The 10,703-nt window shown below is 64.5% G+C and carries 11 protein-coding genes; 10 read left to right on the top strand and 1 reads right to left on the bottom strand.

Going from position 1 to position 10,703, the window contains the following annotated elements:
• The first annotated feature begins 206 nt into the window (after window positions 1-206).
• Window positions 207-584, top strand: a complete 378-nt coding sequence (locus ACFDS6_RS13340; RefSeq protein WP_116463085.1) for a hypothetical protein — start codon at window positions 207-209, stop codon at window positions 582-584.
• 149 nt (window positions 585-733) lie between these two features.
• On the opposite strand, the gene ACFDS6_RS13335 is transcribed toward ACFDS6_RS13340, so the two are convergent.
• Window positions 734-952, bottom strand: a complete 219-nt coding sequence (locus tag ACFDS6_RS13335) for a hypothetical protein (protein ID WP_016509334.1) — start codon at window positions 950-952, stop codon at window positions 734-736.
• A 545-nt stretch (window positions 953-1,497) separates the two neighbouring features.
• On the opposite strand from ACFDS6_RS13335, the gene ACFDS6_RS13330 reads away from it, so the two are divergent.
• The 9 genes from ACFDS6_RS13330 (at window position 1,498) to ACFDS6_RS13290 (ending at window position 10,689) form a co-directional block, all read left to right on the top strand.
• A complete protein-coding gene (locus ACFDS6_RS13330; RefSeq protein ID WP_174195134.1) occupies window positions 1,498-1,788 on the top strand; it encodes a CopG family transcriptional regulator in 291 nt (96 codons plus the stop codon).
• Window positions 1,775-4,255: a type IV secretion system DNA-binding domain-containing protein gene (locus tag ACFDS6_RS13325; protein WP_375272595.1), complete on the top strand. Its 2,481-nt coding sequence runs from the start codon at window positions 1,775-1,777 to the stop codon at window positions 4,253-4,255. Before ACFDS6_RS13330 ends, ACFDS6_RS13325 begins: the two co-directional genes overlap by 14 nt.
• Window positions 4,256-4,258: 3 nt before the next feature.
• Window positions 4,259-7,384, top strand: a complete 3,126-nt coding sequence (gene mobF, locus ACFDS6_RS13320; RefSeq protein ID WP_375272594.1) for a MobF family relaxase — start codon at window positions 4,259-4,261, stop codon at window positions 7,382-7,384.
• A complete protein-coding gene (locus ACFDS6_RS13315; protein ID WP_174195131.1) occupies window positions 7,381-7,623 on the top strand; it encodes a hypothetical protein in 243 nt (80 codons plus the stop codon). The genes mobF and ACFDS6_RS13315 overlap by 4 nt, the downstream gene beginning before the upstream one ends.
• Window positions 7,624-8,146: 523 nt before the next feature.
• Complete coding sequence (locus tag ACFDS6_RS13310; protein WP_223176901.1) at window positions 8,147-8,878, top strand: type IV secretion system DNA-binding domain-containing protein; 732 nt, start codon at window positions 8,147-8,149, stop codon at window positions 8,876-8,878.
• On the top strand, window positions 8,875-9,141 hold the full coding sequence (locus ACFDS6_RS13305; protein ID WP_174195129.1) for a hypothetical protein: 267 nt from the start codon (window positions 8,875-8,877) through the stop codon (window positions 9,139-9,141). The genes ACFDS6_RS13310 and ACFDS6_RS13305 overlap by 4 nt, the downstream gene beginning before the upstream one ends.
• The gene (locus ACFDS6_RS13300; RefSeq protein WP_035386221.1) at window positions 9,134-9,586 is read left to right on the top strand and encodes a hypothetical protein; all 453 of its coding nucleotides are present in this window, start codon (window positions 9,134-9,136) and stop codon (window positions 9,584-9,586) included. Before ACFDS6_RS13305 ends, ACFDS6_RS13300 begins: the two co-directional genes overlap by 8 nt.
• Window positions 9,573-10,349: a hypothetical protein gene (locus ACFDS6_RS13295; RefSeq protein WP_174195128.1), complete on the top strand. Its 777-nt coding sequence runs from the start codon at window positions 9,573-9,575 to the stop codon at window positions 10,347-10,349. Before ACFDS6_RS13300 ends, ACFDS6_RS13295 begins: the two co-directional genes overlap by 14 nt.
• A gap of 130 nt (window positions 10,350-10,479) precedes the next feature.
• Window positions 10,480-10,689 carry a hypothetical protein gene (locus ACFDS6_RS13290; RefSeq protein ID WP_174195127.1) on the top strand — a complete coding sequence of 70 codons (210 nt, stop codon included), beginning with the start codon at window positions 10,480-10,482 and terminating at the stop codon, window positions 10,687-10,689.
• The last annotated feature ends 14 nt before the right edge of the window (window positions 10,690-10,703 follow it).

Here is a 10,703-nt window from a genome sequence, read left to right as displayed (position 1 = left end):
CGCTCGCGTCACGGCGACCCCGTCGGGTCGCCGGTTCGCTACGCCTCGCGCGCCGCTACCAGCGCCACTCGACGCACGACCTTGCTGCGCCATCGTGACGATCAATCCCGGTCCTTTGGACCGACGATCCCGGCGACGTCCGGGCGACCCTAACGGGTCGAGGGAAGGAGGCTTTGCGCCGGTGATTCCACTCGGGAGGCAAAGCCATGTCGATCACCTTCTTCCTCAGCGCCGGCGCCCAGCGCGACGCGAAGCCCGCGACGGTCACCGCACGCCAGCTCGCCGCCTTTCGGGCCTTCGCTCGCGAACGCGGCGAACTCCTCGATCACGACGATGAAGACCCGCTAGTCGCATGCAGCTTCGAGGCTCGCGTTTGCCCCTGGTCGCTGGCCAGCATTTGCGCGCTCTTCGACTACGACGAGGGCGTGATCGCGGTTGTCGAGGAGGCACAGTTTCGTGGTCTCAACGTGCGCTTCGACCGCGACGACGCCACCCGATCGATCTCGCTTTGCGTCGCCAGCACGCCCGATGGAAGCGACCGACAATCACGAGCTGCGCGTGGTCTGGGGATAGCCTCCACCTAGATCATCGCAGGGGGAGGGCGGGACGTACCCGCTCTCCCTTTTTTTGCCTGCGGGGCTTCAGTTCTCGATCACGAAAAAGGGGAGGGCCTTACGGCCTCTCCCCTCTTCTTTTGCCCGACAGGCTTCAGCCTGCCAGCGCATCGGTCCTGCTACGCTGCAAGCCGCTTCGCGACCTCAGCGACACCCATCGACTTTACCGCCCCGAGGATAGACCGAATCTGCTCGGCGTCGCCCTTGAGCAACCCCGATTTCTCGACCTCCTTCAGAAGCTCAGAGCGCTCCCTCTCGGCAAGCTGACGACGCCGCTCTTCCAGCTTCCGTCCTTCTGCCGCCAGCTGCTCGCGTTCCTGCTCGATTGTACGTGCCATTGCCGTCCCTTTTTCTGATCGGTTGACAGCCTCCGACACCCACGATGACAGGCCGCACGACCGACCGCAAGCGAGAGCTATTCAGACGGGCTTTGGCCGTCAGGATCGGCACCGATGATCCGAGCTATGCCGGATCATCGGATAGGCTGCGACGGACCTCGCCTGCGGCGGGTGCGTCGTGGGTCGGGATCGCTTCGCATGTTCGCCGGAGACACGCCTTGGATCAGTCCGCCTCCGGCGATTGCCCCTCAGGACTCCGATCGAACATGGAGACGAAGAGCGATGATGCCCTCAACCCCACGACAGTCCCTAGGATTAGCACACCCTATGCGGCGACCGCAGGTGTAAGTGCCTGAAAAGCCTCGTGTATTCTGTGGTGATACCGTAGTCGTATGTAATACGCCTTCTCGAAACCAGGTAAACCGCCGATTTCCCGCGGAAATCGCTGTAGTTGCTGGTAACACAGAAACCATCTTCCGTCGGCGAGCGAAGGCAGCTAAGCTGCGGTTTCCGAAACCCCCACCATCCAAAGTTTGGATGGTGCTATGTCGAACCCACCTATCACGCTGCGTCTGTCCGACGACCAGCGAGCGGCCATCGAGCGTGCGGCCTCTGACCGAGGAATATCCCGGTCCGAGATCATCCGCCTGGCGCTGATTTTCGGGGTGCCGCTCGCAGCGGCCAGCCACTCATTCAACGTCAGCCGAGTGCTCCTCATCCTGGAGCAGCTTTCGGCCTCGATGGACCTCATCGTGACCCGGGAACACCCGGACTACGCCGAGAAGATTATCGACATCGCCCAGGAGCGCGTGGAGGCCCACCATGCGCAACGGTGACATCCGTTTCAACGGCCAGGCCGCAGTCGTCGAGCACGCCTCCGCGCGCGGCCGGATCACCCGCAACTCAAGCAATTTCACGCGCGGTTCGCAGCTGCTTTCGAGCCAGTACAAGATGGCTTGGGCGGCCACCCTTGTGCCGGTCTGGATCTGGCTCAGCAGCTTCATCGTGCTGTTCAACATCATGGTCTGGCTCGGCCTCGCCGAGCACGAGTTCCAACTCGACCTGATGAAGCTCTACTCGGCGGTCTGGACATGGGTGGGTGGCGACCGCTTCCACCTCATCAACCTGACCCTTCCGAACGGCTCCGTGACCAAGGTCCCGATCGGCTACGTCCCCTACGAGCCGCATGTCGTTCACGCCTGGCATCAGACGGTCAAAATCTTCCTGATCACGCTGGTGATGGCGACCGCGGTCGCAGCCCCGTTGATCAGCTGGTTCATTACCTGGGCGAACAAGCGCGGACGCGACGTTTTGACCGAGCGACACAACCGCGGATCGATGCTCGTCGCCCGCGATCTGCTGCTCGACAATGTCCGCCGGCACAACCTCACGCAGTTCCGCAAGGAATGCGCCGAACACGACCCGCCCTACGATCCGAAACTCGTCGCCAAGGCCCCGATCATCGATCGCGTCGACGAAGGCATTCACGTCCCATATTCCATCGCCGGCATCCCCTATCCGTGGCGCCTCGAGCAGAGCCACACGATGCTGATCGGCACGACCGGCACCGGCAAGACGACACAGCTTCGCAGCCACGTTTCGCAGATCCGAGCACGCGGCCATCGCGCGGTCATTTTCGACCTCACCGGCGTGTTCGTTGAGACGTTCTTCGACCCCGAAACCGACGTCATTCTCAACCCGATGGACGAGCGCTGCGCGCCGTGGACACTGTTCGACGAGTGCCGGAACTATGCCGATTTCGTCTCGGCAGCCGCGGCTCTCATTCCGTCCCATCCCGACGACAAAGAGCCGTTCTGGCAGAACGCCGCACGCATGCTTTTCATCGAAATGTGCCTGAAGCTTCAGGAGGCGGGAGAGGGCAACAATGCCGCCATTGCCCACCACCTGATGACGGCCGATCTCAAGAAGATCCATGCACAGCTGGAGGACACTGTCGCCGCGCCGCTGACGACCGAAAAGGCCGCCCGCATGGCGGAGTCGATCCGATCGGTTCTGAACGTCAATGGACAGGCCCTGCGCTTCATGCCGGACCCGGTCGAAGGCGGACCTCCGGCGTTCTCGATCCGCGACTGGATCGCGACCGACAATCGCGACGGCTCGATCATGTTCATCACCGGCTCGTACAACGACCTGGAGATGACCCGCGGCCTGTTCACGCTGTGGATCGACCTGGCCGTCAACAACCTGATGCGCCTGCCGAAAACTCGCGATCTACGCACCTGGTATCTCTTTGACGAGGTCCACGCGCTCCACGCCCTTCCCGGCATCGAGCACGGCCTGCAGTCCGCCCGCAATTTCGGCGGGGCATTCGTTCTCGGCATCCACTCGTTCGACAAGCTCGTCGCCACCTATGGACTCCAAAACGCGACCGCCCTGACGGGCCTCGCGCGCACCAAGCTTATCCTCGCCACGGCAGACCGTACGACCGCGGAGAAGTGCTCGGAGTTCATCGGTAATCGCGAGGTCCGGCAAGTCGATGAGGCGTACAGCTACGGCTACAACAACACCCGCGACGCCTCGACCCTGACGCCTCGCACGGCGGTCGAACCGCTGGTGCTGCCCGACGACATTACCGACCTGCCGTCGCTCAATGGCTTCGTCAAATTTCCGGACGGCTTCCCCGCCGCTCGGATAAAGCTGACCTACAAGTCCTACCCCGAGGTCGCACCCGGCTCGGTGCCTCGTAAAGACTTCAAGCCCACTCCCTACGTTTCGCCGGAAGAGCGGCGGAAACGTGCAGCCCAGAACAATGGCGCGGATGAAGGAGGTGAGGGTGGCCGCGAGCATACGCCCACGCGGCCGGTAGGAGGCGTGGAAGAGCGCGGCGAGAACGAGCCGGAGCAGACGACACCGGAGCCTCGCAAGGGCCAGAGCGAGGCGGAAAAAGCGGCTGCGGCGATGGACGTCGTCGGTGCGACCCAGGTCGCTCTGGACCAGATCCCGGGCCGGGCTGTCGGCGGGTCACCGCAAGCCACCGCACCCGCGCCGTCCAACGATGAGAAGGAGGCATCGCTTCCGAAGGTTCAGGCAGCTCGGGCGGGGCTCCGCCTTGCCGATCCCGGCGTGGGACGCACCCTCGATCCTGACCAGCAGGCGGCGCATGGCGATGTCGGTCGCTCCACCGGAAACCCGATCCTCGATCGCCTCGACGGCGACCGCCACGAGGACCAGTCGATGCGCGAATTGCGCGACGGCTTCGCCACCGATCGCAACGGCGACCATCATCAACGTCATCACGGTCACGATCATTCGCCCGCAATTGACGACGACATGGAGATGTAAGCGATGCTCTCGGTCGCTTCCATCAAGTCGGCATCGGGCGCGGCGAGCTACTTCGCCAAGGACGATTATTATACCGCCGAGCACTCCTCAGAGGCGACGCTCTGGGGCGGTGTCGGGGCGGCCGAAATCGGGCTCAAGGGCGAGGTCACGAAAGAGGCCTTCGAGAAGATCCTCAACGGCGAGCTGCCGTCGGGTGAGAAGGTCGGCCAGGTCCAGAACCGACAGCACGGTGTCGACCTCACCTTTTCGATGCCTAAGTCGGCCAGCATCCTCGCTTATGTCACCGGCGACACCCGCATCCTCGCCGCCCACATGAATGCCGTTAAGACCACGATGGCGTGGGTCGAAAAGACCTTCGCTGAAGGGCGCACGTACGATCGATCGAAGGCAGGCGACGCCGTCCGCACAGGCAACCTCGTCTATGCCATGTTCCAGCATGACACGAGTCGGGCACTAGACCCACAGGGGCACATCCACGTCCTCGTCGCGAACATGACCAAGATGGCCAACGGCGTCTGGCAGGCACTGCACAACGGCCAGCTCTGGAAGAACAACACGACGATCGGTTCGGCCTACCATGCCAACTACCGCGCCGAGCTGGCGAAGATCGGCTTCGAGACGACGGTCTCCGGCAAGCACGGCATGTTCGAGATCAGCGGCGTGCCGAAGAAGGTCATCGAAACCTTCAGCCAGCGCAGTACCGATATCCGAGCTAAGGCGGCCGAGCTCGGTATCACCAATCCCAAGGCTCTCGATCGGATCACCACCAACACCCGCGACGCTAAGCTCAACGTCGAGGATCGCGATGCCCTCCGGGAGGCGTGGCGAGCCCGTGCAGCAGAGCTTGGCTTTGACGGCAAAGCGCTTGTGGAAGCCGCGAAGGCACGCGCGAGCGGTGCCGCGCTCGACAGCAAGCCCGGCACCATGGAGCGTATTCGCGAGACCCTGGTGGGCATTCGTGAGACCCTCGGTGACGCTTTCCGGCCAAACGACCCGCTGATCGCAAGCGGGCTCGAGCGTCTGCGGATCTCTCCGGTCGACCTCCGTGCCCAGCACGCCGTCGCCTCCGCCATCCGTATCCACGCGCAGCGTGAAGCCGCGTTCTCGATACCCGACGTCGTGAAGACTGCGCTCGATCGCGACCTGAAGGGCGTGACGCCCGAACATGTCGACCGCCGCGTCTCGGAGCTCATCCGGGCCGGTCAGCTGATCCCAGGCAAGCAGGACCGGATCGACGGCGTCGTTACTCACGTCACGACGCCGGAGGCACTTGCGACCGAACGCGGGATCCTCGCCGAGATCGAGCGGGGGCGCGGGCAGGGGCGCGTCATCGTCTCGCCGGAGACTGTGATCGCGAGGCTGCACGCTGCGTCTGGCGACAAGGAGCTCAACGCTGGCCAGATGGCGGCCGCGACCATGGCGCTCACCTCCTCCGACCGCATCGTCGCCGTCCAGGGCGTCTCGGGCGCCGGCAAGTCGACGATGCTCGCAAGCGTCTCCCGCAACGTCGAGCAGGAAGGGGGCAAGGTTGTCGGCCTGGCGCTGATGAAGGCCACCTCGGACCGCCTTGGTGCGGAGGCTGGGATCGAGAGCCGCACCGTCTCTTCCTTCGTTCACAGCTACGCGCGTCATGCGCTGGCAGGAAAAGGTGCTGGCTACGACGGCGCCCGCAACGAACTGGCCGGCACGACCATCATCCTCGACGAGGCTTCCATGGTCGGCTCGGACCAGATGAAGCACCTGGTCGGCATAGCAAACGCGCTTGGGGTCGATCGCTTCCTGATGATCGGCGACCGCCAGCAGATCACGGCAGTCGACGCCGGCAAGGCCTTCGCGCTCGCACAGGCCGGCGGGATCACGATGGCACGCATGGACGAGAATCTGCGTCAGCGCACCGAGCAGCTGCGTACCGTCGCGGCGCTCACCAACCGAGGCGCGGTCCGCGAAGCCATGGCGATGCTCGGCAACAAGGTGACCGCCAACCCTGCGCATGTGAAGGCGGCGTCGGAACACTGGCTAAGCCTCACGCCCGAGCAGCGCGCCTCGACCGCGATGTTCTCATCGGGTCGAGTGGCACGTGCTGAGCTCAACGTCCGCATCCAGGAAGGTCTCGCTGCCGAAGGCACGCTGAAGGGCGAGGGGGTGAAGATCGATGTCCTCGACAAGGTCAACCTGACCCGCGAGGAACTCCGCTATCCCCAAGCCTACCAGGCGAAGTTCGATGCACGGCTCGTCATCGATCTACGCTTCGCAATCCGGGAGCTCGGCCTGCCGCGAGGCACGTTCGACGTGATCGGGGTCACTGACAAAGGGCATGTCCAGGTCCAGATCGGCAACAAGGTCAAAACCTTCGACCCGCAGAAGATTTCGCCGCTCGATAAGACCGACGCGATGCAACTCGCCCAGCGTGAGGAGATCAAGCTCCACGAAGGCGATAAGATCCGCTGGACGCAGAACGACAAGGATCGCGGTCTCAACAACAACGACATCGCGCGCGTGGTGTCGGTCGATCCGTCAGGGATCAAGGTGGAGGCAAGCGACGGCCATATCCATGAACTGAAAGCCGGCGACCCGATGATGGAGCGCATCAGCCTCGCCTACGCGCTCAACATGCACGCCGCTCAAGGCATCACCGCCGACAACGCGATCGCGGTGATGAGCCACAAGGAGTCCAACCTCTCCAATCAGCGGCTCTTCAACGTGACCGTCACGCGCGTCCGTGACGACATCCGGCTGTTCACCGACAATCGCGAGAAGCTGACCCAGGCGATCGAGCGCAATGAGGGTAACAAGACCTCCGCACTCGAGACCACCGGCGAGTTGTCGATCGATCCAGGGCGAGGCTCCATCTCGGATAATGGCGCGTCGCCGAGTGCGACGGGGAGCCAGACCGGCATGGATTCGTCGAGATCGTTCAATCCCTCGCTGCCGCCCGAACTCGATCGCGGCCCCGAAAAATTGGGCGGCGAGAAAGAGGGCTCGGTCGCCTCGCCGGCGATGAGCAGCACCACCACCGCTCCTGACTTCAAGAACGATCCCACTCTGTCGGCCGCGTCGCTCCGCATCGGCGTCGAGCCGCCCGCGATCGAGCTGCCTTTCCCCGAAAAAGACATCGGACTGGAGCTATGACCATGCCCACCGCACGACCTACCCTCGAGCAGGTGCTCGCTATCAAGCATTGGCACCCGTGCGACCTCAACACGCACACGCTTGCCGAGTGCAGCCGCCTCGCCAAGCACGACCACGCGCTGGAATGGGGCGCTGAGACCCTGGCGATGGCTAGCGTTTTTGCGCTGACCTACGCCGTGCTTGCGCCGCTGACACGGGCGCTGCGCGCGCCCCGTCGAGCGGTGGGCGTGGCGGCATGATGTCCGAACGGCTCATCCGCGACGATCTCCAATCATCGTCGGCAACGCCCCACCGGCTCCGCACGATGCTGAGTTGGGCCTGCAGGATCATCCATGCACTCTTGCTAATGCTGGGCTTGTCTGGCGCCGTAACGCTCGGGATCGCAGGACTCAAAGAGCTGCAACCGGCCGCGACCGGCACCCCCGTCACGGTGACGGAGTAGGCAGATGGGACCCGGTGATCGCGACTACATGCGCGCGGAGCCGACCGGGCGCACGGAGCGGCTCGCCACGGCGCCAGTGGACGCGATCGACGCAGTAACATGGCCGTCTGCGACCCTGCTGCAGGCGGCGCAGGAGCGCGGCTCGCGGTTTTCCGGTCCATCACGCCTCCGTCAGCGCCGAAGGCGCCTGTTGGGCCTCCTGTCGGCCCTGACGGGCTTGTTCACTCTCGCCTGGGCTGTCGGCTGCGCGATCGTCGGCGCTTCGCTCCAGACCGAAGGCGGCACCTTCACCACCCCGAAGCACGAAAGGACGTCCCGCCATGGGGATTAGCTACCCGTTTCGCTTCCAGCGTGAACCCGAGCCGGCTCGAGCACGGCTTACCATCGCCTCGCCCGACACACTGCCAGCCGAAACGCTGCGGGCGGTGCGAATGGGCAACGGCGACCGGATCGTCGTGATCGGTGCCGGCGAAGCCTTCACCGCCCTGGCGGACCAGACCCGCGACCTCATGATCGATCCAGCGCGGGGCAATTGGGACTTTTTCGCCGATCACCCGAGCGACTACGCCCGTTCGTCCGCGGTCGCGGCGTTCATACCGATCGACCCACGTGACCGCGATGCAAGCTGGCTTTACGCGGGACGATACGTGCTCGCACGCGCCATCGAGCACGTCGGCCAGCAGCCAGGCGCCATGCTCTCGGGCGTCCGCGACCTCGTACGCAACCTTCCACCCGACGCGCTCGCCGAGTTCGCCGGGCACGATACGATCTGTAGCCAAGGCGTGCGTTGGGCCGAGACGGTGCTCGCCGGCGTGAGAACGCCACTGCACCAGATCGCCAACCACGATCCGCGTATGCCCAAGACTTCGATCGTTCGATGGCTGGCCGGTCCTGCCTCGACCATCCTCTTCATCCACCGCGATCCCGATCGCGCCGACCACGAGCTGCAGGCCATCGTCGCATCGCTGCGCGACCATGCCATGCTCGGACGGATCGACGTCGAGATGGCCTTGGGAGCCGCTCAGCTTGTAATCGAGGGGACGACCCGATGAAAGTCGAGGTCGACGAGCAGGCGCTCGAACATGTCGTCGGCAGCTTTCAGCAGCTCGATGATCCGTCACCCACAGTGATCGATGTAAACCCGCAGCCTGAGCCCCGCGCTCTTCATGGCATGATCGGCTTGCTAATCCTCGCCGGCTTGATCGTCGCTGTCGCCTTTGGTGACCACAAGCTGAAGCAGTGGCACGAACGGCTTACTACCCCGTATGCCCACTTTGCGGAGAACTACGTGTCTGCGGAGGCGATCCGTGGATGATTTAGCCCTCCTTCACCGCGGCGATCTCGAGAGCGCACGCCTTTCGCGCGATCACGCCGATGCCCTGCGTCGTTCCAGCGAGGAGTTGCGTCCTATCGCCGTGGCGCTGCGCGTCGCGGACGGCCGAGCCTACGATCCCTCCGGCATCATCCCTCAGCTACGAACTGCGCTCGACGAGTGGATTAGTCGCCACGAGGCAGGCGCCCGAGACATGGATGCGCGCGCCGCAGCCTATGAGGCGAACGCTGCATCCCGCGTGTCGGCCGCGGACACGCTGACGCTCGCTGAGATGGTGCGTCAGCTTGCGCACAACGTCCTCGTGTGCGCCGGCGCCGCGGCCCTGGGCCTCCTGGCCTATCACGCGATCGAAAGGTGGCGCGGACACCTCGGCGACAACGGTCCGAGCATCTCCACGACCGGGGGGCGCTTCGATGGGGATCGATGACCGCGATTATATGCGCGAGCGCTATCGGCAGCGTCAGGGCCTTCCATCCGAGCGAACGACCTGGAACGAGCGCAAGGCGAGGCGTGAACTGGAGGGCAGGGGCTACCAAAAGGCGGTCCCGATCGATCGGGGCTGGCGGTCGGTGCCACTCGGTAGCGCGCTGTGGATCTCCGGCAACGGCAAGCGACAGTCATGGTTCGAGCGGAAGAACCGCGGGCACGACTATCAGCGCGGTCGTTGGCGACCATCGAGAAGAGCGAGGTTCCCCAGCGGCTTGATCGCACTCAGCCTCACGACCGCCATCATCGCAACCGGCTTCGGCGCGCGTGACTGGATCGCCGAGCGATATAGCGCGATCATCTTGGCGCAGGGGCGCAGCTTCCCCGCGTCGGGCACGGTCAGTGTGCCGGCCAATATCGACATGAAGCGCGTCGTCGCGAAGCTGACCGTTCAAGGCGGCCTCGAGAACGCGATCGTTCAGATGATCGATGCGAAGACGGGCCGGAACGCCCTGTCGGTCTATGTGCGCGCGCATGAACGGGTGACGGTGCCTGCGCCCGTCGGCCGCTTCCACATGCGGCTCGTACACGGACGCGAGTGGAGCGACGCCCAAACGCTCTTCGGGAAAGGCACGCTGCACGACGAGGTCGACGGCGTGATGCGTTTCACCCGCAAGGTCGGCCATGTCCTCGACCTTCGGCTCGGCCACGACAGCAACCTCGTCGTGCGACGCATCAACCTTCGGCCGGCGCCGCTCGCATGACGAAGCGACCCAAGACCACGCTCGCGGAGCAGCAGCGGCCGTCGGAGCAGCACCGTTCACGCGCGCCGTTCCAGCCATGTCGCCAGCGCGCTCGCGCGTGGTCGCTGGCCACCCATGCGAGGAGGAGCCGATGAGCAACTGGAGTTTCGAGGGAATGGGCGAGTTCGGGTCGGCAGCCGACGCGGACCGCTGGGCGAAGCGGCAAGGCCTCGCCCCACAAGACGTCCGGATCACCCGCAAGGGGGACGGCGTGGAGCTGGAGGTCCGACGCTCGGCCCTCGGCGATAGTGGCACCCGCCACGATGACCGGCGCGACGGACGTCGCAACGGCTTCTTCTGACAACCAACGAAGGG

Source organism: Sphingomonas sp. (genome assembly GCF_042095875.1).
In the GTDB taxonomy this organism is placed as follows: domain Bacteria; phylum Pseudomonadota; class Alphaproteobacteria; order Sphingomonadales; family Sphingomonadaceae; genus Sphingomonas.
Note: the sequence above shows the minus strand (reverse complement) of the source record. Positions and strands in the feature narration are given on the sequence as shown.

What these genes read in the sequence shown, in the direction of transcription:
- ACFDS6_RS13305 (WP_174195129.1), top strand. Translation starts at nt 8,875, where the DNA reads ATGAAAGTCGAGGTCGACGAGCAGGCGCTCGAACATGTCGTCGGCAGC.
- ACFDS6_RS13315 (WP_174195131.1), top strand. Translation starts at nt 7,381, where the DNA reads ATGACCATGCCCACCGCACGACCTACCCTCGAGCAGGTGCTCGCTATC.
- ACFDS6_RS13290 (WP_174195127.1), top strand. Translation starts at nt 10,480, where the DNA reads ATGAGCAACTGGAGTTTCGAGGGAATGGGCGAGTTCGGGTCGGCAGCC.
- ACFDS6_RS13295 (WP_174195128.1), top strand. Translation starts at nt 9,573, where the DNA reads ATGGGGATCGATGACCGCGATTATATGCGCGAGCGCTATCGGCAGCGT.
- ACFDS6_RS13310 (WP_223176901.1), top strand. Translation starts at nt 8,147, where the DNA reads ATGGGGATTAGCTACCCGTTTCGCTTCCAGCGTGAACCCGAGCCGGCT.
- mobF (WP_375272594.1), top strand. Translation starts at nt 4,259, where the DNA reads ATGCTCTCGGTCGCTTCCATCAAGTCGGCATCGGGCGCGGCGAGCTAC.
- ACFDS6_RS13330 (WP_174195134.1), top strand. Translation starts at nt 1,498, where the DNA reads ATGTCGAACCCACCTATCACGCTGCGTCTGTCCGACGACCAGCGAGCG.
- ACFDS6_RS13335 (WP_016509334.1), bottom strand. Translation starts at nt 952, where the DNA reads ATGGCACGTACAATCGAGCAGGAACGCGAGCAGCTGGCGGCAGAAGGA.
- ACFDS6_RS13340 (WP_116463085.1), top strand. Translation starts at nt 207, where the DNA reads ATGTCGATCACCTTCTTCCTCAGCGCCGGCGCCCAGCGCGACGCGAAG.
- ACFDS6_RS13325 (WP_375272595.1), top strand. Translation starts at nt 1,775, where the DNA reads ATGCGCAACGGTGACATCCGTTTCAACGGCCAGGCCGCAGTCGTCGAG.